Raw genomic sequence first — 22545 nt, forward strand, 5'->3', positions numbered from 1 at the left:
CGCCGTGCCGGCCAGCGCCGACCAGAGCGCGGCACCGAACCACCAGGGTGGCCGCCCGTGCATCTTCTTCATCATCCTTCTCCCCTTCGGGACGAGGATCGGCCGCGCGAAGGCGGGCCGGACAAAGAGGGAAAGCGGCGCGTCCGCAAAGGGACGGCCGGCCAGGTCAAGCCAGGGGCGGCGCCCGGGACAGGCGCAGCCGATGCTGCGCGAAGGGCGGAAGGATAGGAGCATCGTCGCCGATCTTGAGCGACGATGGTGCATCACCGCGCAGAGACGGCGCGAAGGCGGATGCCAGGACGGCGGCGCCCGGCAGATGATGCGGATCCCTGCCGCCGACGGGCGCCCTCGCCTTGTCCCCGGCGGATTTGACGAAGAGGCGCGCCAGCTGCGACCGCGCCTTGAGCGGCACGGCAGTCGTCGCCGGATTGAAAGCCGAACCGATCGTCTTGGATGCGGGCGGCCCATCCGGCACGAGCGCGCAGAGCAGCGCGGTGAGCAGCGCGAGCCATGCCGTCGCCAGGAAACCCTGGCGACTTTCCGGCCTGCGCCATCTCGCTGCGGTCCGCTCCATCCCTACTCCCACAGACGCCGGCACGGATCACCGACGAGGGGAAGATGGGGTGCGCGGCCGGGTGCGGTCAACCCGCGATGGCGCGAATCATCGTCTCGTCCCCGTCAGAACCGGAAACCGACGGTCCCGCTCCAGGTCCGCGGGTCGCCATAATAGGCCGTCTGGATATTGCCCACCGAGCTGAACTCCTGGGCGTCGGTCAGGTAGATCGCCTTGGTGAGGTTCTTGACGCCGCCGCGCACATACCATTTTCCGTCCGGCGCATCATATTGGACATAGGCATTGACCAGCCAGTAGCCCGGCTCCTTCAGTCCCGGCCGGTTGTCGACCGAGAGCCATTGCTTGTCGACGAAGCGCGCATCGCCGCCGAGGGTGATCGTGCCGGCGGTGCCGAGCGGGATGGCATAGTCGGTCGCTACCGAGAAGGTGATCGGCGGGGCGAAGGCCGGCTGGCAGGTGACGTGCTGCCCGGTGGGATTGCAGGAGAAGGCATCATGGCCTTCCGGGGGGAGGCGCCGTCCGTCGTCGAAGCGCAGATATTTGGCGTCGAGATAGCCGAAGGTCGCGCGCAGCGACCAGGCGTCGACCGGCCGCACCGCCACTTCCGCCTCGAAGCCCGCAATCCGCAGCTTGCCGGCGTTGAGCACCGGGAAGGAGCCGTTGGCCGCCGCCCCGATCGATCCGCCGCCGACACGCGCCTGGAAATCCTTGTAGTCCGAATAGAAGGCATCCGCCGACAGGCGCACGCGACCGCCGAGGAACTCGGCCTTGGCGCCGACCTCATAGGTCCACACTGTCTCGGGCTTGAAATAGGGCACGATGGTGGCGACGCCATCGACGATCTGCGTCACGTCCGCGGCGCTGTTCACCCGGCCGTTGAAGCCGCCGGACTTGAAGCCGCGCGAGGCCGAGGCATAGAGCAACGTGTCGCGCGTCGGCTTGTAGGAAAGCGTGACGCTGGGCGTCCAGGCATGGAAGCCGACCGTGTCGTCGCCATTGTAGGGCGCCGGCAGGTCACCGGGGAAGGAGAAGTCGATCCCGTTCAGCAGCGGCAGGTTGGAAACGGTGGTGGTGAAGCGATCGTAGCGCTTCTTCTCATGGGTGTAGCGCAGGCCGCCGGTGATCGAGAAACGATCGGTGAAATCATAGGTGAGCTGGCCGAAGGCGGCATAGCTCCGCGTGCGCTGATCATCGTCGATCAGGCGGGTGAAGCTGATCGGGAAACCGGCATAGCTGAACAGCCCGTCGTCATAGCTTTCCTGATGCGAACGGACATGCTCGTCGAGATAATAGAGGCCGAAGACGCCCTTCAGCTTGTGCGTGTTCAGCTTCAGCTGCAGCTCCTGGCTGAGCTGATGCTGTCGGAAACCGACGAACGCATCTGCGATCTGATATTGGGTGGCGTCGAAATCGAGATAATAGTCCGGCACCAGATGGCGATAGGCGGTGATCGAGGTGAGCGAGAGCATCTCGTTCAGCGCGTAATTGGCGGTCAGCGAGACGCCCCAATGATCGAGCCTCTGCCCCTGCCCCGGCTTGAGGCTGGTCGACGCCTTGTAATCGTAGGAACCATAGGGATAGGCGGGCACCACCACCTGGGCGCCGGTGGCGAAATCGGTCCTGATCAGCGGCGCGGTCGCATAGCCCAGCGTCGGGCGCGTACGCTGCCGCTCATAATCGCCGGACAGGATCAGTTCGAGCCGATCCGTCGGCTTGGCGCGCAGGATCGCGCGGACGGCCTGGCCGTTGCGGTCATTATATTTGCGGCCGGTGATCGGATCGGTGACGATGCCGTCGCGCTTGTCCTCCGCGCCGGCCACGCTCAGCGCCACCTTGTCGGCGATCAGCGGCACCGACAGATAGCCGTTGGCGACGATCTGGTTGTAGCTGCCATAGGTGAAGGAACCGGCGGCATGGAAGCTGCCGAGATCGGGCTTCTTGCTGACGATGTTGACCGCGCCGCCGATCGTGTTCTTGCCGTAGAGCGTCCCCTGCGGACCGCGCAGCACCTCGACATGATCGACGTCGTAGAGATTGAACAGCGCCCCCTGGATGCGGCTGATATAGACGCCGTCGACATAGACGCCGACCGCGGGATCGAAGGTCTGCAACGCATCCGGCTGGCCCACGCCGCGGATGAAGATGTTCGCGTTCGACGTGGAGCCGCGGCCCTGCACGAGGTTCACGTTGGGCATCGAGCCCTGCACGCCGGACAGATCGACCGCCTGCATCTTGGCGAGTTCGTCGCCTGAAACAGCCGTGATCGCGATCGGCACGTCGACGAGCCGCTCTGCCCGCTTGCGCGCGATGACGACGATATCTCCCGCCCCCGCCGCGGCAGCATCCGCCACCGGCAGGTCAGCGGACTGGGCCAGGGCTGGAGCGCCGGCGAACAGCGGCAGCGCCGCGGCGCCCAATGCCAGACGAACGGGAAGCGAATATATGCGAGCCATGGTCGGCACCCCTCTTGCTGTGACGGGCAACGCTCTCGAAGGGTTGCTCCTGACTAGGCGAGTCTATACTGAAACCTGAACCGGGTTTCAACTTCTGATGAGAGGCCGGCGATGAAGGAAGAGGGGATGGCGGCAGGATCGGCGAAGACGCCCCGCACCGAGCGTGGGCGCAGGACTTTGCGGGCGCTGCTCGACGCGGCGGCGGACGAATTCGGCGAGAAGGGTTTCCACGATGCGGCGATCGCCCGGATCGCGGCGCGCGCCGACATGGCGATCGGCAGCTTCTACACCTATTTCGATTCCAAGGAGGATATCTTCCGCGCGCTCGTGCAGGACATGAGCGATCAGGTGCGCGGCACGGTGGGCCCGCGAATCCTCTCCGTGCCGAACCGGCTGGATGGGGAGCGGATCGGGATCGAGACCTTCCTGGGCTTCGTGCGCGAGCATAAGGCGCTCTACCGGATCATGGACCAGGCGCAGTTCGTCGCCGCCGACGCACATCACGATCATTATCAGAGCATCGCCGAGGGCTATCGCCAGAGCCTCGACGCCGCCGTTGCCAGCGGCCAGGTCCGCCCCGGCGACAATGAGGTTCGCGCCTGGGCGATCATGGGGATGAACGTCTTCCTCGGCCTGCGCTACGGCATCTGGCAGGATGCCGACGATGTCGGCGCCATCGCGGGAACGGCCGCTGATCTCGTGGCACGCGGGATCGCGGCGGAGGATTAAGACCGTTGTAGCCGCCGACGCACGCATCTCGACAGACGGTTCCGCGCAGGCCACGATCCGTCATGCCTCCGATCGCCCCTTCCCCCCGCCTATCGCGCCGCTCCCTCCTGCGTGGCGTGGCGGCATCCGGCCTGTGCGCCGCAGCGGCGCCATCCTTCGCCCTGTCGGGCTCGCTCTGGCCGAGGCTCCCCGCACCGCGCACGCCCCGGATCGATCATTGGATCGAGCAGCTCGGCCGCAAGCGCAACGATCCCTATGCGTGGCTGAAATATGTCCCGTCCGAAGGCAGCCGGACACTGGACACGCTACCGCCGATGCTGCGCGATCATCTGCGTGCCGAGATGGCCTATGCCCAGGCGATGCTCGCACCGCTCGAGCCGGCGCGAAGGCGATTTCTCGATCGGATGCTGGCGCGTGCGGGCGCAAGCGCGGCACCGCCGCTGCCGCCGACGAAGGGCTGGCGCTATGGCAGCCGACGCGGTGCCGAGAGCACCCATCCGATCTACGTGCGCACCTCGCCCGAAGGACGGGAACAGACGCTGTTCGACGAAACCGAGCGGGCACGCGGCAACGCCTATTATCGCGCGACAGATCATCAGCCGAGCCCGGACGATCGCTACTTCGCCTGGGCAGAAGACGTCATCGGCAACGACCGCCATCGCATCTGCATTCTCGACATGCAGAGCGGCACGGTTCGTATAGCGGTGGAAGCCGATGCCTACGGCTATGGCGGCCTCGTCTTCTCCCCGTCGTCGCGCTTTCTTTTCTGGATCTGGCGCGACGCGCACAACCGGCCGACCCGGCTCTATCGCACGCCGGTCGACGGCGGCGAGGCGGTGCTGGTCTATGAGGAGAGCGATCCGGCGATCTTCATGCAGGTTCGGCGCACTGCGGCTGGTGGTTTCGTCGCCCTGACGCTCGCCGGCCCCGACACGGGCGAGGTGCAGCTCATCGCGTCCGGCGCGGAAACCGCTGCGCCGCGCATCGTGCGGCCGCGGGTGCGCGGAACGAGTTACGAGGTAGAGGAATGGTCTGGCCGCCTGCTGATGCTGACCGATGCCGACGGCGCGATCGACCGCAAGATACTGAGCCTCGATCCGCGCAGCTTCGCGACCGTCGCGGAACTGGTCCCCCATAGGCCGGGCATTCCGATCATCGCGCTGCTGCCCTTTGCGGACGCGCTCGTGCGGCTCGAACGCAAGGACAGCCTCCATCGGCTGGTGCTGCGCCACGACGACGGAAGAGAGATTCCGATCGCGTTCGACGAACCCGCTTATGCGATCGAACTCGTACAGAGGCAGGATTATGCGGCGAAGCAGGTCCGCATCATCCACCAGACGCCTGCCATGCCCCCGCGCTGGATCGACATCGATCTGGCGACCGGCGCACGCACCGTCGTGGCGGAGGAGAAGCCTCGCGATTTCGATCCCGCCCGATATCGGGTGGAACGGCTGGAGGCGCAGGCGCCCGACGGCGAAACCGTGCCGATCACCCTCCTCTCGCGCGTCGACATGCCGGCGAACGCCGCCGCGCCGCTGCTGCTGACCGGCTATGGCGCCTATGGCATTGCCAGCGATCCGGTCTTCTCGCTGCCGGCTACGGTTCTGGTGGACAGCGGTTTCCGCTATGCGATCGCGCATGTCCGGGGCGGATCGGAAAAGGGGCGCCGCTGGTTCCTCGATGGCCGCCGGTTCAAGAAGCGTAACTCGATGACCGACTTCATCGCCTGCGCGCACCATCTGCGGACGATCGGCCGCGCCGCTCCGGGCAAGATCGTCTCTGACGGACTTTCGGCAGGAGGGCTGCTCGTCGGCGGCGCACTCGATCTGGAGCCGCAGCTGTGGGCGGGCGTCATCGCGCAGGTGCCGTTCGTCGACATGCTCAACACGATGAGCGATGCCGATCACCCGCTGGTGCCGCTGTTCCGGCCGGACTGGGGCGATCCGCTCGCCGATCCCAAGGCTTATGACTATATCGCCTCGATCTCGCCCTACGAAAATGTTCGCCGCGCGCCCTATCCGCCGGTGCTTTGCACGGCGGGGCTGAAGGACGACCGCGTCTCCTATTGGGAACCGGCAAAGTTCATCGCGGCGATCCGCGATCGGTCGACGTCCGCCAATCCTGCCATCCTGCTATTGGATCCGAACAGTGGCCACCAGTCGAGCGACGATCGCGACAGCATGTTCGGCCGGGCCGCGCTGTTCTGGGCCTTCGCACAGGCCTGCACGGCATAGCGAGAAGCGAGCCCGATGCCACCGCGGACCGCGCGGAATTCAATGGCAGGATGCCGCGCGTGCCTTCCAGTTTGCGATATGCGCCGATGCGAGCATCAGGCTGCCCGAAACGGTGAGAATGGTCTCGACGATCTCCCGCTCGGCGAACACGACTCCCAGCGTCATCAGGACCAGCCCCGCCGGCCCGAGGAGCAGGGCGGCGAGATTGTGATGGCGCCACCAACCACCGATAAGGGCCAGCGCACTGGTCGGAAGAGCAAAAGCGAGCATGGCCAGATGGAAATAGCCATGCGGATCGACCCAGCGGCCAAGCGCGGGCAACAGGGCGAAGAGCAACGGCAGCGCCAGGCAATGGACCAGACAGGTGGCGGACGCACCGATGGCGAGGCCGTCCAGTATCGAGCCGGCCCTTTCCACCCCGCTACCGCGATTTGCCAATCCGCTCATATTCGATCCGCCCCGCTTTCAAGCATGCGTATCCATATGATACGTTATATCATTAAATCAAGAGACGGCCGGGTCATTCGTCAAGCAGCATCCGCGCCATGATCGCGCCCATCTCCTCCTTGCAGAAGGCGAGATAGCGGTCGGTGCGCGTCATGGGGCCTTCGACGGTCTTCTGGATGGCGAGCCCGGTCAGCAGGCAGTGGGCGAAGATCAGCGTGTCGAGCAGACCCTCCGCTTCCGCTGCCAGTTCCGGAAAGATGCGCTGCATCATCGCGAGGTGATCGATGCCGGGACGATCGATCAGATCGCGGCGCGCCGCGGCGCGATCGAGATCGCGGGAGGCCATGACGATCTCGACCGCGGCGAGATAGATATCGTCCTGATAATGGCCCCACATGCGATCGACGAGCAGCGCGATACGATCCTCGATCGCCAAACCGTCGACCGGGATGTCAGCAAAGCGGGCGACGAACTTCTGGTGCGACGTCTCGATGACGGCGCGCAATATATCGTCTTTCGATCCAAAATGATGCTGGGCAGCCCCCCAGGTCATGCCCGCGCGGTCCGCGATCCGCTTCGAACTGGCAGCGGAAAAGCCGCCTTCCTTGATCAAGGCGATGGTAGAACTCAGGATACGATCGCGCGTACGGCGCGACTTGGCCGCCTGAAGGCCGGCTTCCCCGTCCAATTCGCTCTGCGACATGGCCACCCTCTCGATATCTGCCCGCCTCCGCCACAGGCAGTGACCCCGGCAGCGTAAGTCGGAACCGGATTCCACACCAGAAAAACAATTCCGATGAAATGTTTCCTGCCCTATCACGAAGGTATAACAGGGTGGGAGGGGTGCATGCGGAACTGGCTGGAGGCAATCTGCGCCTCGATGCTGCTGCTGCTCGGACTCGCCTCGTGCGGCAAGGCGCCTCCCGCGCCGGAGAACCGCACCGCCGAGTGGCCGGTCGTCGGCGGCGACAATGGCGGGCAACGCTATGCCGCGCTCGGCGAGATCGACAAGACCAATGTGCACGGCCTGCAAGTGGCTTGGACCTACCGGACGGGTGACTATTTCCGCGGGGGCAAGGGCGAATCAACCACCGCATTCGAGGCATCGCCGATCGTCGTTGACGGGACGATGTACATTTGCACGCCGAACGACCGGGTGATCGCGCTCGATCCCGAAACGGGCAAGGAGAAGTGGCGCTTCGTTCCCGATGTGGACCAGCGCGGCGTCTATGAGGCGGTGTGCCGCGGCGTCAGCCATTGGCGCGATGCCGCCGCCGCGCCGGCCGAGCCCTGCAGGGATCGCATCTATGTCGCCACGATAGATGCGCGGCTGATCGCACTCGATGCGCGAAGCGGGAAGCCCTGCGCCGGCTTCGGCAAGGCGGGCACGGTGGATCTCAAGGCCGGGCTCGGCCGGGTCGACTTCGGCGAATATTATGTCACAGCGCCGCCGCTCGTCGTTCGCGATCTCGTGCTCACCAACGCCTTTGTGAAGGACGTCCAGCGGCTCGATGCGCCGAGCGGTGCGATCCGTGCCTTCGACGCGCGTACCGGCGAATTGAAATGGGTCTGGGATCCGGTGCCCCCGGATAAAGTGCCGGTAACGGCGGAAGCGGTGAAGGCGGGCGCCGTCCTGACGCCGGGCACGCCCAATGCCTGGGGCCTGATGTCCGCCGATCCGGAGCAGAACCTCGTCTTCATCGGCACCGGCAACCCCTCGCCCGACCATTATGGTGGGCCCGAGCGCGGCGACATGGATTATTACGGCTCCTCGATCATCGCGCTCGATGCCGCAACGGGAAAGCTGCGCTGGCATTTCCAGACCGTACATCACGATCTGTGGGATTATGACGTCGGCGCCCAGCCGGTCTTCTATCAGCATCGCGACGCCGGCCGCGCCAGACCGGCCGTGGTCGGGGCGACCAAGCTCGGCTTCCTCTTCCTGCTCGATGCCCGCACCGGGAAGCCGCTCTTTCCGGTGGAGGAGCGCCCCGTACCGAAATCGACCGTGCCGGACATCCCCGCCGCGCCTACGCAGCCCTTTCCCACCCTGCCCGCGCCGATCCTGCCGCCGAAGCTGACCCGCGACAGCGTGTGGGGCGTGACGCCGATCGATCGCAAGGCATGCCGCGACGCGTTCGACGCGCTCGACTATCAAGGGCCGTTCACGCCACCTTCGCTGCGCGGCATCCTCGAATATCCGGGGCTCGGCGGTGGCATCAACTGGGGTTCGGTCTCGATCGATCCGGTTCGGCGGCGGATGCTGGTGAACGTCCAGATGGCGCCTTTCACGATCAGGCTCGTCCCCCGCGCCAAGGCGGGAACGGCCGCGGGATCGGATCTGGTCGGCTTCGGACCGCAGACCGGCACGCCTTATGGCGTCGCGCGCGGACCGTTCCTCTCGCCCTGGGGCACGCCCTGCGTGCCGCCGCCCTGGGGCAGGCTGGTCGCGATCGATCTCGACAGCGGACGCACCTTGTGGAGCCGCACGCTCGGCACGCTCGCCAACAATCCCAAGGCGCCGCTGATCGGCGGCCTGTTCGAATGGGGCACGCCCAATATCGGCGGATCGCTGCAGACCCGATCGGGCCTGGTCTTCATCGGCGCGACGATGGATCAGAATATCCGGGCGATCGACACGGATACCGGCAAGGAATTGTGGAAACACGAGCTGCCCTTCGCCGCGAACAGCACCCCGATCAGCTACAAGCTCAGCCGGACGGGCCGCCAATATGTCGTGATCGCGGCAGGCGGACATGGCGCGCTGGGCGAGAAGACCGGAGATGCTCTGGTGGCGTTCGCGTTGCCACGCTGAGGAGCCGCGCCGCGTAAAGCTGGTTCCCTCATCCGTATAATATCCTAAGCTGAGGGCCATGCGGCTGCTCCTCATCCTCGCCCACCCCGTTGCGGACAGCTTCGCCGCGGCCGTCGCCGAGACGGCGCGCGCCACCCTGACCGCCAATGGCCATGAGGTGGATTGGCTCGATCTCTATGGCGAAGCGTTCGAGCCCTGCCTGTCCGCAGCCGAGCATCATGCCTATTTCCGGGAAGTTTACGACATCGCACCGGTCGCTTCGCATGTCGCGCGGCTGCGCGCGGCAGAGGGCTTGATCCTGGTCTTTCCAACATGGTGGTTCGGCTTTCCGGCGATGCTGAAGGGCTATTTCGACCGCGTCCTCGTGCCCGACGTAGCTTTCACCCACAATCCGGCCGGCGGCATCGTGCGGGGCCTCACCAACATCCACTCGCTCTACGCACTGACGACGACGGGCTCGCCATTCTGGCTGGTCCGCTTCGTCTTGGGCGATCCGGTGCGCCGCGTGCTGAAATGGGGTATCGCGCCCATGTGCGCGAAGGGCGTGCGGTTCCGGATGCTGAGCCTGCACGACATGGACCGTGCGAGCGAAGCCAAGCGGCGACGGCATCTGGAACATGTTCGGAAGGTGATGGGGCAAATCTGAACGCCCCGGGCACCCCCTATCGGTCCAGGCGAACCCGCAGAACCACCACGGCAGGATCGTCGCGCCAGCGCGTGCCGGGCGTGGCGTGATGACGATCCCACATCGCGGCGAAGGCGGCGACGGGATCGCGCCACAACCCGCGGACGGGCGGTGGCCAGCGCCAGAGCAGCCCGGCACAGACCGGACGCAAGCCCTCGGCGCGGACCTGTTCGGGGCGGATCGCCTGCAACGGCTCGACCCGCGCCGCCTCTATCAGGAGGCTCGCGCGCGAAGCCCAGCGCGGCATCAATATGGCAGGCGTCCAGAGGAGCCGCCGATTGGTCGGTGGGGCGCCTGCCCGCCCGCTGCCGTCACGATACTGCCGCCAGCCGTCGGCCAGCACGACCAGCTCGGCGTTGCGCAGCCTGGCGGATTCCTCGCTGCGGCCGTCCGGGGCGAGCCGCGCCGCCACGCAGGATTCGCGCACCCACAGCCGGTCGCCGGGACGGCAGGCGGCCAGCGGGGAAGCGACGAGACGGCGCAGCTCGGTCTTCTCACCCGCCAACAGCCCGCGCATCGCACTGGGATCGAGGATCACCGGATAGTCGGTCACGCCGGCCAAATGGCCGAGCCGGTGCGCGACTTGAAGCGGATTTCGATCGGATGCCGGACTATTTCTCGATTTCGACGATCTTCCTGCGCCTCGTGAACAGCACGACGAGGCCGAGCAGCACAGCACCGACCACCCAAAGAATGACGATCAGCTCGGTTCCGAGCGCGGGATCCTCCGCCCCGCCTGGAGGCGCGACGTCCAGGCTGCCCCCGGTGCCGATCATCAGCCACAGCGCCATCGCCGCATTGAATGCGATGAAGGCCCACTTGGCGAGCTTGCCGAACAGGCTGCGATCACTCACCTCACGTCTGACGATAGCCATGCTTCCCCCGAGCCTGAATGAAGCCAGCATCCGACATTATCGGCCGCGCGTCACCCCCAAAGCGATGGCGTGCCGATCCTTTCTCAGCGTCGTTCTAAGCGAAGGCGCCATGCCCTGCCGCGCGGCACGAAAGCGGCGGCGCAAAGCACCGCCAGATCAGGATTGCGGCTTGGGTTTCGCGCCCGGCGGCATGACGGTCGGCGGGCCGAGCTTCACGTCGACGCGGTTGATCGTGCCGTCGAAAGCACCGTCGGGCCGGTCGTAGCGCAGCACCGGCACGGCGGTGTCGCGGCCGATATCGAATGTCTCGCCGAGACCCGCGGTCATCAGCAGGGTACGCGCGATGCGGCCCTCGGCGATCTGCTGGCCGTTCACCGCTATGCGCATGGTGCCGCCGGCCATCAGCCCGCCGTCGCTGGTGAAACTGTAGCTGAGCTTCGCCGGCCCAGGCTTGAGCGCGGTGCTGGCCGCGACGCTGAACTTGTCCTCGGGCTTGTGCGAGAAGGCCTCGAACGCGACCGGACGGCCCTTGTCGAGATAGAAGCTCCAGCCGCCGAACCAGCTGCCGGTGGCCACCACCACGCCGGAGCCGCCGCTCTTCGGCACGACGATGTCGGCATCGATGGTGAAGGATCGCGCGGCGAAGCTGGGGCCGGCCCAGGGATCGACGCTGGTATCCGCGCCCCAATAGGTGAAGCTGGTGCGGGCAAGCTGCTTGCGCAGCGGCGCGAGGCTGGACATCGTCCGTGCCGAGCCGAAGCGCTGATCGATCGGATAGACGTTGTTGCGCTTCGCCTCGGCATCCCACAGCGCCTTCATCTCGCTGAGCTTGGCGGGCTGCTCGGCCGCCAGGTCATGCGCCTGGCTGTAATCGGCCTTCAGATTGTAAAGCTCCCACTTCGTCTCCGGATAACGCGGCATATTCTCCCAGGGCAGGCGGTTCATCGCGGTGTTGAGGAACCAGCCGTCATGATAGAAGCCGATGGCGCCATAGATCTCGAAATATTGCGTGTCGTGCCGTTCCGGCGCATCGGGCGCATCGAAAGTGTAGGCGAAGCTGATGCCGTCCATCGGCTGCTGCGGCACGCCATAGACCATCTTCGGCGCGGGGATTCCCGCCGCATCGAGGATGGTGGGCGTGACGTCGTTGACGTCGGTGAATTGTGAGCGGACCTGGCCGACCGCCTTGATCCGGCTGGGCCAGGAGACGACCAGGCCGTTGCGGATGCCGCCGAGATGCGAGGCGATCTGCTTGGTCCAGCGGAATGGGCAATCCAGCGCCCAGGCCCAGCCGGCAGAATAGTTGGAATAGGTTTCCGCGGCGCCGAGCTTGTCGAGCTGGCGGGCCAGCGAAGCCGTGCCATCCTTGACCTGATTGGTGAGCGCGCCGATCTCGTTGGCGGTGCCTTCCGTGCCGCTCTCCGCGCTCGCGCCGTTGTCGCCCTCGATGAAGACGACCAGCGTGTTGTCCAATATGCCCATGCGGTCGAGCTCATCGATCACGCGGCCGATCTGCGCGTCCTGATAGGCGAGCATGGCCGCGGCCACTTCCATGCTGTGCGCCTCCACCTTCCTGGTAGCGGGATCGAGCGTATCCCAGGCGGGAATCTCGCCTGGGCGGTCGGTGAGCGCGGCGTTGGCGGGGATCACGCCCAGCGCCTGCTGGCGCCTGTAGCTTTCGGTGCGGAGCTGGTCCCACCCGCCGTCGAACTTGCCCTTGAACCGGGCGATCCAGTCGTCGGGCGCCTGGTGCGGCGCATGCAGCGTGCCGGGCGCGATATAGGCGAAGAAAGGCTTGTCCGGCGCTGCGGCCTTCTGATTATGGATCCAGCCGATCGCCTCGGTCGCCAGGCGATAGTCCAGAAGCTTGCCGTCATTCTCGCTGTCCGGAATCTGGGTCGTGCCGCGATAGAGGTGCGGCATCCATTGGTGGGAATCGCCGCCGACGAAACCGTAGAAATATTCGAAGCCGAGGCCGGTCGGCCAGAGATCGAACGGGCCGGCGGCGCTGCGATCCTGATAGGGCACGTTATGATGCTTGCCGAACTGGGCGGTGTTGTAGCCGTTGAGCCGGAGGATCTGGGCGATCGTCGCCGCGCTCGGCGGGATCATGCCGGTATAGCCCGGAAAGCCCATGGCGGAATCGATCAGCGAGCCGGTGCCGACCCGATGCGAGTTGCGCCCGGTGAGCAGCGCAGCGCGGGTGGGCGAGCAAATCGCGGTGGTATTGAAATTATTGTAGCGCAGGCCGCGTGCAGCGAGCCGATCGAGATTGGGCGTCGGCACCGGGCCGCCGAAGGTGCTGGAGGCGCCGAAACCGACATCGTCGGTCATGATCAGCAGCACATTGGGCGCTCCCGCAGGCGCCTCGACGCGCTGCGGCCAGAAAGGCTTGGAACTGGCCGTATCCGGCCCGATCGTGCCGCCGAACGGCGTGGGCGGCACCGGGAGCACATCGCGTGCCGGTGCCGGCTGCTGCTGTGCCAGGACCGGAGCAGCCATGAGCAGCCCAGTCGCGGCCAGCAGCTTCGCGCGTATTTTCTTCGTCATGACCTCTCCCGTCCGGATCCGGTTCGCCGCGCGCCAAGGCCATGGACGCGCGCACGAAGGCCGAACCTGGATCCCCAGCTGCCGCTTCGATCCAAGCGCGAGAATGCAGCTCCAACATCCGTAAGTCAACCGCCTTAAATTATCGTCCTGAGGATCGTATTTCATTGTTTTCCGGACATTTCCTGGCCAACAGGCGAAGCGTTGACCCTTTCCGGAGCTGCCGATAGGAATTGCGTATTGCTTTCTCCCGGACCGGCCAGATGAAGACTGCACGCAGAGACGACCGGGGTGCCGCCGCGCGCGATGCGATCATCGATGCGGCCGAGGCGCTGTTCGGCGAATACGGCATCGATCGCGTCTCCCTGCGTCAGATCAGCACGGCCGCGGGCGGCGCCAATAATTTCGCCGTGCAATATCATTTCGGCGATCGCGAGACGCTGATCCGCGCGGTTTTCGAGAAGCGACTGCCGGAGATCGAGCGGATGCGCGAGGCGATGTTCGCCAAAGCCGAGGCCGAGCAGCGCCTCGGCGATCCCCGCATGGTCGCGGAGATATTGTTCCGCCCCTCGGTGGAGATCCGCAATGGCGCCGGCAAACGCTCTTATGCGGCCTTCCTGCTGTCGCTCTCCTTTTCGCAGGACGGGCTGAACGGCCGCTTCGGCACCGTGAGCAATCTCGCCCCCCTTGCGGCGCGCGCCGCGGCGCTGATGGCGAAGGCGGCGCCGCAGGTATCGCCGGATCTCATCGCCCAGCGCCTCGCCCTCGCCCCCGCGCTGTTCATCGGCAGCCTGTTCCATCTGCTGCGCAACGCCCCGCATGTGCCGGACGATCTGCTGATCGGCGATACGCTCGACATGGTGACGGCCGCGATTACCGCCGCGCCGGCTCCGGCGCTGGCCGAGGCGATTGCCGCAGCAGGCGCGCAGTGAGCGGCGATCCAATGACCGCCATGTCCGGGCAGGACGACATGGTCGCGCTGAGCGGCGGCACCTTTCTGATGGGATCGAACGATCATTATCCAGAGGAGGCGCCGGCACATCGCGTGACGGTGGATCCGTTCCGCATCGATCGCTTCCCCGTCACCAATGCCGCCTTCGCACGCTTCGTGGCCGCGACGGGCCATGTCACCGTCGCCGAGCGCGCACCGTCGGCGGAGGATTATCCCGGCGCAGACCCGGCGATGCTGAAAGCGGGATCGCTGCTGTTCCAGAAGCCAGCCCATCCGGTCGGCCTCGCCGACTGGGGGCGCTGGTGGTCCTTCTCCTTCGGGGCGGACTGGCGCCATCCGGCCGGCCCCGGCAGTTCGATCGACGCAATCGCGGATCACCCCGTCGTCCATGTCGCCCATGCCGATGCCGAGGCCTATGCGCGCTGGGCGGGCAAACGCCTGCCGACCGAGGCGGAATGGGAATTTGCCGCGCGCGGCGGGCTGGACGGCGTGGAATATGCCTGGGGCGACGAACTCACCCCCGGCGGCCGGCACATGGCCAATATATGGCAGGGCGAATTCCCGCACGAAAATCAAGCGGAAGACGGCTTCGAGGGCACGTCGCCGGTCGGCAGCTTCCCGCCCAACGGCCACGGCCTCTATGACATGATCGGCAATGTCTGGGAGTGGACGGCGGACTATTATGCGCCGCGCCATCAGGCCGACGCCGCCAAGGCTTGCTGCATCCCGCGCAATCCTCGCGGCGCGCGAGCCGAGCAGAGCTACGATCCCGAAATCCCGTCGATCCGCATTCCGCGGCGCGTGATCAAGGGGGGATCGCATCTCTGCGCACCCAACTATTGCCAGCGCTACAGGCCCGCCGCGCGGCATCCGGAGACGATCGACACGTCGACGAGCCATCTGGGCTTTCGCTGCGCAGCTTGATCGGCGCCGCAATAGCTGGATCGGGAAAATTGGGGCGCCGATCGTTGACGGATCGTGCGCCCCCGCAAGCCTGCAGACTTTACCTCAGAGCGTGAAATCGGCGGCAGTCAACGGAGGTTGCCCCTGGATCGTCACCATGAATTCCGCCGTCGAATAATTGCCGTCGGTATCACCCAGGATGACCGTGGTGTTGCCGTCCGTCGACCAGATCAGATCGTGGCCCGCGCTGAAATGCGTGGCTTTGACCGGCCCGGTGAAGTGGTGCTGCACGCCCCCGTCGAAAAAGGACGAGAAGTCCAGCTTGTCGGTGCCGGGCAGGAAATCGACGATCGTATCGTTGGTATCCTTCACGTCGAGAAACGCGAAGGTGTCGGTGCCGTCATGACCGACCAGCATGTCGGCGCCATAGCCGCCGACGATCCGGTCGTTGCCCTGCAACCCGCGGATGATGTCATCGCCCGAACCGCCATATAGCGTGTCCTGCGCCTGATTTCCGTCGAGCGCGTCGTTACCCGAGCCGCCGTAGATCGTATCGATCCCCTGCCCGCCCGAGATCACGTCGTCGCCGCCCCAGCCATAGACGGTGTCGTTGCCGTTCTTGGAATCGATCGTGTCGGCATCCGCCGTGCCATAGAGGATGTTCGATCCCCGGAGCGCGGCATCGGAAACGGTGCTGTAGAGCACGCCGCCGCCCGTGACCCCGTCCATGTCGTTGGGATCGCCGCCGCCCGCATAGGCCGTCGGCAGCGTGATCACCTCGTCATGGCCATGCACCGTGATCTCGATAGACTGCGTCGTGCCATCCAGCGAATGGACGAGGATATGCTCGGGCGAACTCTCGCCGGTGTTAAGCGCCTTGAGCCCCGGCGCATGATCGTCGAGCGTATATTGCCAGTCGCCCGACGCGGTGATCGTGAGCTCGCCGAACGTGCCGGTTACGGTCTGCGCCTGAAAAGCGGCCTGGTCATGGTCGGCATCGGTGATGGTGAGATGGCCCGCCGCCTGCCCCTCGCCGCCTTCATAGACGTCACCCGTCGTGACGCCGGCAATTTCTGCCGGATTGTCGAGCCCGGTAACGGTCAGCGTCACCGTCCCGGTCGTCGTCCGTCCGGCAGCCGTGCTCAGCGTATATTCGATCGTGACGTTCGCGCTTTCGCCGGCCGCCAGATAGTTGAAATCGGCGCCCGGCGCGAAGACGACATGATTGTCGACAATCGTCGTCTTGCCGAGACCGGACGTCGCATGCGCCGCGATTACCGAGAGATCGGGTCCGGTATCGTTGGCGAGGACGTTGATCGAGACCAGCGTCTTCTCGTCGGTCGTCGCCACGTCCGCACCGGCGACGGGCCGCACGGCGGCCGCGCTGAAATTGTTCCAGGCGCTTCCGTCCGCATCCGTTATGGTGATCGTCTGCGTGGTGCCGCCCGGCCCCTGCACACTCACATTAATCTGTCCGCCCTCGGCCTTCTTGGCCACGGTGACGGTCGGATCGACGTCCGTCATGTGGACGAGCGAGGCATAGCTGTCGATGACGCGCGGCGCGCCTTCGCGAAAGCCGGTCAGGACGATCGTGTCGCCGCTGGCAAAGGACAGATCCGCGATCTGGTCGGTCGCGCTGCCTCCATATGTCAGATCCGATGCGGCGAAGACGAACGCATCGGCGCCGGCACCGCCTTTCAGATAATCACTGCCCGCCCCACCGAGCAGCCTGTCATTGCCACCCCCGGCGTCAATCTGGTCATTGCCGCCAAGTCCTGACAATATGTTGTTCGCATCATTGCCCCTGATGCCGTTGGCGAGGCCGTTGCCGGTGCCGTCGATCGCATCGGTCCCCATCAGATAGATATTCTCGAGGTTTGCGCTCAGGCTGTAGCTGACATAGGCCTTGACGAGATCGACGCCCTGATTGTCGCTCTCGATGACCACGTCGCCCGCCGACATCACTATATAGGTGTCGTTGCCGTTGCCGCCGACCATGACGTCGTCACCATTGCCGCCGTCCAGCGTATCGGCGCCCTCGCCGCCGTACAGCGTGTCGCCGCCATCTCCGCCGCGCAGCGTATCGTTGCCGTCGCCGCCATATAATGTGTCGTCGCCCGACGTTCCCGCAAGAACGTCGGCGCCGGTGCCACCCGTCTTGTCCACCATGTCCGCCTCCCCACAGATCGAAGCACGGAATGCGCCCGATTGCAGGAGACACAACTGCAGTATTTGCACGCAACGGTTAATCGTGCGGAAGGGCATTATTCCAAATGGCGCGCCCTATCCCAATGAGCCACTAAGTAGTAGCGAAGGAAATTTCAGACGATCACCCGCATGAATTCAGGTATAGTTTCGTTCTTCTACCCCCTTTGGGCAAGACGAACGTCCGCCCTCGCACATCATCTCCACACGTCCCGATAGAGCTGCTCGATCTCCGCAATCTCTGGAATCCGCGGATTATTGGCTGGCGATCCGGACGCCACGGCCTGTTGCGCCATTGTCGGCATGCGTGCAAACCAGTCCGTCTCGGATATGCCGTAGGCGGCCGGCGTCGGCACCTCCAGCTCGGCATTCAGCGCACCCAGTTCCCCAACCAGCCGGGCGACCGCGGCCTGATTGCCCTCGCGCTCGTCGGCTATGCCCATCGCCCGGGCGCAGTCCGCATAGCGGCCGAGCGCGGCCGGGGCGGAAAAGGCGGTGACCGCCGGCAGCAGCATCGCATTGGAAAGCCCGTGCGGCACGTGGAAGAAGGCGCCGATCGGCCGGCTCATGCCGTGCACCAGCGCCACCGAGGCATTGGAGAAGGCGATGCCGGCATGGAGCGCGCCCTCCATCATCGCCGCGCGCGCCGGCCGATCGCCCGGATCGGCACAGACGCGGCGCAGATTGGGCGCGATCAGCCGCATGGCGGAGAGCGCCATCGCGTCGGAGAAGGGATTGGCGCGGCGCGAGACATAGGCCTCGATCGCATGCGTGAGCGAATCGATGCCGGTATCCGCCGTCAGCCGGCGCGGCTTGGCCAGGGTCAGCTCATAATCGACGATGGCGATGCTGGGCAGGAAGCCGAGCCCCGCGCACAGCATCTTCTCGTCGGTTTCCTCATTGGTGATGATGGTGAAGCGCGTGGCTTCCGATCCGGTGCCCGCGGTCGTCGGCACGGCGACGATCGGCAGGCCGGGCGCATCGTTGGCAACCGGCGCCTTCATCGCCGCATAAGGCACGTCATGCACCGCACGCACCGCGACCGCCTTGGCCGTGTCGATCGGGCTGCCGCCGCCGAAGCCGATCACGCAATCATGATCGCCCTCGCGCAATGCCGCGAGCGCCGCCTCGATCGCGGCGATGGTGGGATCGGACACGGTGTCGACGAAGACGCCCGGCGCGATTCCCGCCGCGCGGAGTATCTCGACCAGCCGGTCGAGCAGGCCATTGCCGGCGAGGAACCGGTCGCTGACGACGAAGGGCCGCGCCAGTCCCGCCTGAGCCAGCGCATCGGGCAGCTCGGCGAGCGCACCGCCACCGACGCGCAGGGTACGGGGCATAGTGAGCGTCGTCATTCCGCTATCTCCTGCTGGGTTGTTCGTCGGGCGAGCTTATCCATTTCCATATGCCGTTCCCAGGAACAGCCGGGACGAGGACAAGAAACTCAACGAAGATCGTCAGAACCCGACCTTGTCGCCGCCCTTGAGGTCGAGGATGCGGCGTGCCTCGTCGGGCGTCGCGATCTCGAGGCCGAGGCCCTCGAGGATCTGTCTCACGCGCGTGACCTGCTCGGCATTGGTCGTGGCGAGTTGCCCCGCCCCCAGCCACAAGCTGTCCTCCAGACCGACGCGAACATGGCCGCCCATCGCCGCCGCCTGCGCCGCCACCGGCATCTGATTCTTCCCCGCCGCCAGCACCGACCAGCGATACTGATCGCCGAACAGCCGGTCCGCCGTCCGCTTCATGTGCAGCACCTCCTCCGGATGCGCACCGATCCCGCCCAGCAGACCGAAGCAGGTCTGGATGAACAGCGGCGCCTTCACCAGCCCCTCCATCCAGAAATAATGGAGATTATGCAGGTGGCTCGTATCATAGCACTCGAACTCGTAGCGCGTGCCCGTCTCGTTCAGCGTGTCCAACGCATAACGAATGTCCTTGAAGCTGTTGCGGAAAACCAGGTCGTGGCTGCCCTCCAGCATCGCCGGCTCCCACTCATGCTTGAATTCCTTGTAGCGCTTGAGCATCGGAAACAGGCCGAAATTCATCGAGCCCATGTTGAGGCTCGCTACCTCCGGCTTCCACACCGCGGCGGGACGCACCCGCTCCTCCACGCTCATATAGGGCGAGCCCCCCGTCGTCAGGTTCACCACCACGTCCGACGATTGCTTGATCACCTTCAGGAACGGCTCGAACGCCTCGGGGCTTTGATCCGGCTTACCCGTCTCCGGATCGCGCGCATGCAGATGAACGATCGCCGCACCCGCCTCTGCCGCTCCCAGCGCAGAGTCCGCAATCTCGGCCGCCGTCACCGGAAGATAGGGCGACATGGACGGCGTGTGGATCGATCCCGTGATCGCGCAGCTGATGATCACCTTCGACGGCATAAGATTCTCTCCGGGCTTCGATGCTCTGCATCGCTCCTAGAGGCGAACGGCGTCGAGGCAAATATCGGGCGTGCTAAATCAGGCCGCGTTCTCGATGGCGCCGCGCAGCATGCGTTCCGTATCGGCAGCCGAGCCGGCCGCACCGAAAAGATAGCCTTGGCCGACCCCGCAGCCGCGGGCGAGCAGATAGTCCGCCTGCTCCTCGTTCTCCACGCCTTCGGCGACCACCTCGATGCCCAGCGTCCGGCCGAGCGTGATCACCGCATCCACGATCGCGGCATCCTCCCGGTCCTGCTGCACATTGCTCACGAAGCTGCGATCGATCTTCAATATGTCGACCGGATATTGCTTGAGATGGCTGAGCGACGCGTAGCCGGTACCGAAATCGTCGAGCGCGATGCGAACGCCGTGCGCGCTGAGCAGCTTGAGCGCGCGTTCGACATAAGGGGCGTCGCGACCGAGGAACACGGTTTCCGTCACCTCGATTTCCAGACAGGACGTGGGCAAGCGGCATTGATCGAGCCGTTCCAGCACCTTTTCAGCGAAATTGTCATGCTGGAAGTCGGCGGCTGCGGCGTTCAGCGCGATGCTGCCGGTGACGATACCCATTTCGCGCCACCGCAGGATATCCTCCGTGATCGCCTCCAGCATTCGCGTGGTGATCGCCACCGCAAGATCGGGATTGCCGAAAGCGGCCGAGATGGTGTCCGGCGTCTGTATGCCGAGCCGCGGGTGCCGCCATCGAAGCAGCGCCTCGAAGCCGACCGTGCGGCGCGTGCGCAGATCGATCTTCGGCTGATAGAAAGGCACGATCAGTTCGCTGCGCAGCGCCTCCGCTGCCATTCCGATCATGGAAGCGCGTGTCTGCATGTCGGCGCGCATCTCCGGCGCGAAGACCTTCATCCGGCCGCGTCCCGCCGCCTTGGCGGCGTAGAGGGCGAGATCGGCCGCCTTCAGCAGTTCGCGCGCCTCGTCGCCATGCTCGGGGAACATGCTGACGCCGATGCTGGCCGCGCAGTCAAGAATATTGCCGTCATAGGTGAAAGGCTCGCGCAATCCGCGCAGCAGCCGGCTGGCGCAGTCTTCCAGCGCGCCGCGGCTGTCGATGCCCGGCACGACAATGGCGAATTCGTCTCCGCCCAGTCGGCCGATCGAGGCGTCGGAGGGTGCGATCACCGCTAGACGTTCGGCAAAGGTGCGTAGCAGCGCGTCACCGGCATCGTGGCCCAGCGTGTCATTCGTCCGCTTGAGTTCATCGACGTCGAGCAGCAGCAGCGCAAAGCCGCCGCCGACCGCCTTGCGCCATTCCACTGCATGCTCCAGCGCCTCCCGCAGTGCCGTGCGGTTGGGCAAGCTGGTCAGCGGATCATGGGCGGCAGCCCATTGCACCCGCTCCTCGGCGGTACGCTGGTCGGTCACGTCCTGGAACGTGACGATCAGCCTGCGAAACTGGCCGGATTCCGAAACGGTCGTCCAGCCCGCGCTTTTGAGCCACCGTTCTTCGCCATTATCGGCGCGGATGATGCGCAGCGCCGTCTCGAAATGCGGCACCGTGCTCCGCGAGGTGACGGCATCCATGATCGCAATCAGCTTGTGCCGATCTTCGGGATGGGTGACCCGCATCGCCGTTTCGATGCTCGGCTCGACATCGTCGCCGAGGCCGAGAATCTCTCGCAATTCGTGCGACCATTGGCGTTCGCCGGTAACCGCGTCGAAATCCCAGATACCGAGCCGTGCCGACTTGACGGCGAGGCGAAAGCGCTCCTCGCTGTCGGCCAGGGCCAGCTGCGCCATACGGTGATCGTGGACATCGGCAAGTGTGCCGTACCAGCGAACGATCTCGCCCGCCTCGTTTCGGCGCGGCGCGGCGCGGGCGCGCATCCAGCGATAACCGGCGCCGACCGTCAGAACGCGATACTCGACGTCAACCGGAACGCCATCCCGGCGCCGGTCGGCCCAGAGCTGCACGGTCGCTTCCACATCGTCCGGGTGCACTGCCGACAACCAGCCGAACCCCCGCGCCTCTTCGGCCGTATGGCCGGTGAGATCGAGCCATTGCGGGCCGACCTCCTCCATCCAGCCTTCCGGCGTCGCCGTCCACTGGATCTGCGGGCTGAGCTCGACCGAGTAACGATGATGTTCCTCGCTTTCGCGCAGTGCCTGCACGATCGCGCGCTGGGCCGCGACATCGTCCTCGAAACCGGTCTCCGCCTGCATGACAAAGGACAGGCGTTCATCGAATGCCGAAGCCAGCTGCGCGTCGGACCGCCGCGTAGCGGCCAACTCCGCCAGGCGTGCCAGCATCTGCCGATCGCGGGCGCCCAGCCCCTCGGGACGCGTCCTGCTGTCGAGCACGCATAAGGTGCCGACCACGTCCCGCCCCTCGTCGCAGACCGGAAATGCGGCGATGAAGCGCGCGCCGAGAAGGCTTTCCGCCGGCACGGACGTGCCGTCCGCACGCGGCAGGCCGGTGATGGTGGGCTGATCGGATTCGAGTATGGCGCTGGGCAGCAGCATGTCCGCAGGCCGCAGCGGCCCGCTGATACCGAACTGCGCCCGAACGATGTGACGACCCAACACATGCAGGCTGAGGAAGGCCATCGGCGCCCCGATCGCATCCGCAGCCAGCGCCACGACGTGATCGAGTGCCGCAAGCCTATCCACCGGCCGTCACACCCCGTTGCGAGACATGCCAAGCAACGTGTTGCGCATTTATGGCCCTCGTCAGCTTCGAGCTCCTAC

The 22545-nt window shown here is 65.6% G+C and carries 17 protein-coding genes; 6 read left to right on the forward strand and 11 right to left on the reverse strand.

What is annotated here, in order from left to right; genetic code table 11:
• Window positions 1-166: 166 nt before the first annotated feature.
• Together GQY20_RS24695 and GQY20_RS24700 are read right to left on the reverse strand one after the other, a co-directional pair.
• Window positions 167-574 (reverse strand): hypothetical protein, encoded by a 408-nt coding sequence (locus tag GQY20_RS24695; RefSeq protein WP_157219811.1) that lies wholly within the window; start codon window positions 572-574, stop codon window positions 167-169.
• Window positions 575-678: 104 nt separating this feature from the next.
• On the reverse strand, window positions 679-3027 hold the full coding sequence (locus GQY20_RS24700) for a TonB-dependent receptor (RefSeq protein ID WP_157219812.1): 2349 nt from the start codon (window positions 3025-3027) through the stop codon (window positions 679-681).
• Window positions 3028-3138: 111 nt separating this feature from the next.
• Here GQY20_RS24700 and GQY20_RS24705 point away from each other — a divergent pair, with 111 nt between their 5' ends.
• Together GQY20_RS24705 and GQY20_RS24710 are read left to right on the forward strand one after the other, a co-directional pair.
• A complete protein-coding gene (locus GQY20_RS24705) occupies window positions 3139-3756 on the forward strand; it encodes a TetR/AcrR family transcriptional regulator (protein WP_157219813.1) in 618 nt (205 codons plus the stop codon).
• A 62-nt stretch (window positions 3757-3818) separates the two neighbouring features.
• Window positions 3819-5990 (forward strand): S9 family peptidase, encoded by a 2172-nt coding sequence (locus GQY20_RS24710; protein WP_157219814.1) that lies wholly within the window; start codon window positions 3819-3821, stop codon window positions 5988-5990.
• Between the two features lie 39 nt (window positions 5991-6029).
• Here GQY20_RS24710 and GQY20_RS24715 read toward each other — a convergent pair whose 3' ends face one another.
• Together GQY20_RS24715 and GQY20_RS24720 are read right to left on the reverse strand one after the other, a co-directional pair.
• Window positions 6030-6437 (reverse strand): MerC domain-containing protein, encoded by a 408-nt coding sequence (locus GQY20_RS24715; protein WP_157219815.1) that lies wholly within the window; start codon window positions 6435-6437, stop codon window positions 6030-6032.
• A gap of 73 nt (window positions 6438-6510) precedes the next feature.
• Window positions 6511-7140, reverse strand: coding sequence for a TetR/AcrR family transcriptional regulator (locus GQY20_RS24720; RefSeq protein ID WP_157219816.1), 630 nt, complete (start codon window positions 7138-7140; stop codon window positions 6511-6513).
• Window positions 7141-7284: 144 nt separating this feature from the next.
• Between GQY20_RS24720 and GQY20_RS24725 the strand changes: the two genes are divergently transcribed.
• Window positions 7285-9252, forward strand: coding sequence for a pyrroloquinoline quinone-dependent dehydrogenase (locus GQY20_RS24725; protein ID WP_198351185.1), 1968 nt, complete (start codon window positions 7285-7287; stop codon window positions 9250-9252).
• A gap of 58 nt (window positions 9253-9310) precedes the next feature.
• On the forward strand, window positions 9311-9898 hold the full coding sequence (locus tag GQY20_RS24730) for an NAD(P)H-dependent oxidoreductase (RefSeq protein ID WP_157219818.1): 588 nt from the start codon (window positions 9311-9313) through the stop codon (window positions 9896-9898).
• Between the two features lie 16 nt (window positions 9899-9914).
• Here GQY20_RS24730 and GQY20_RS24735 read toward each other — a convergent pair whose 3' ends face one another.
• The 3 genes from GQY20_RS24735 to GQY20_RS24745 all read right to left on the reverse strand — a co-directional run bounded on the left by GQY20_RS24735 (window position 9915) and on the right by GQY20_RS24745 (window position 13362).
• Window positions 9915-10499 (reverse strand): hypothetical protein, encoded by a 585-nt coding sequence (locus GQY20_RS24735; protein ID WP_157219819.1) that lies wholly within the window; start codon window positions 10497-10499, stop codon window positions 9915-9917.
• A 49-nt stretch (window positions 10500-10548) separates the two neighbouring features.
• Entirely contained in the window at window positions 10549-10812 is a 264-nt protein-coding gene (locus GQY20_RS24740; protein ID WP_157219820.1) for a hypothetical protein, read from the reverse strand.
• Window positions 10813-10968: 156 nt separating this feature from the next.
• Window positions 10969-13362 carry an arylsulfatase gene (locus GQY20_RS24745; RefSeq protein ID WP_232476234.1) on the reverse strand — a complete coding sequence of 798 codons (2394 nt, stop codon included), beginning with the start codon at window positions 13360-13362 and terminating at the stop codon, window positions 10969-10971.
• A gap of 260 nt (window positions 13363-13622) precedes the next feature.
• On the opposite strand from GQY20_RS24745, the gene GQY20_RS24750 reads away from it, so the two are divergent.
• Window positions 13623-14291: a TetR/AcrR family transcriptional regulator gene (locus tag GQY20_RS24750; protein ID WP_157219821.1), complete on the forward strand. Its 669-nt coding sequence runs from the start codon at window positions 13623-13625 to the stop codon at window positions 14289-14291.
• 38 nt (window positions 14292-14329) lie between these two features.
• Window positions 14330-15235, forward strand: a complete 906-nt coding sequence (locus GQY20_RS24755) for a formylglycine-generating enzyme family protein (RefSeq protein ID WP_157219900.1) — start codon at window positions 14330-14332, stop codon at window positions 15233-15235.
• 84 nt (window positions 15236-15319) lie between these two features.
• Here the strand turns inward: GQY20_RS24755 and GQY20_RS24760 are convergent, their stop codons facing one another.
• The 4 genes from GQY20_RS24760 to GQY20_RS24775 form a co-directional block, all read right to left on the reverse strand.
• Window positions 15320-17383, reverse strand: coding sequence for a VCBS domain-containing protein (locus tag GQY20_RS24760; RefSeq protein WP_198351186.1), 2064 nt, complete (start codon window positions 17381-17383; stop codon window positions 15320-15322).
• Window positions 17384-17616: 233 nt separating this feature from the next.
• Window positions 17617-18774 (reverse strand): iron-containing alcohol dehydrogenase, encoded by a 1158-nt coding sequence (locus tag GQY20_RS24765; RefSeq protein ID WP_157219823.1) that lies wholly within the window; start codon window positions 18772-18774, stop codon window positions 17617-17619.
• A gap of 102 nt (window positions 18775-18876) precedes the next feature.
• Entirely contained in the window at window positions 18877-19803 is a 927-nt protein-coding gene (locus GQY20_RS24770) for a BKACE family enzyme (protein ID WP_157219824.1), read from the reverse strand.
• A gap of 78 nt (window positions 19804-19881) precedes the next feature.
• Window positions 19882-22467, reverse strand: a complete 2586-nt coding sequence (locus GQY20_RS24775; protein WP_157219825.1) for a putative bifunctional diguanylate cyclase/phosphodiesterase — start codon at window positions 22465-22467, stop codon at window positions 19882-19884.
• Between the last annotated feature and the right edge of the window lie 78 nt (window positions 22468-22545).

Origin of the sequence: Flavisphingomonas formosensis, assembly GCF_009755815.1 — a bacterium.
Classification (GTDB): domain Bacteria; phylum Pseudomonadota; class Alphaproteobacteria; order Sphingomonadales; family Sphingomonadaceae; genus Flavisphingomonas; species Flavisphingomonas formosensis.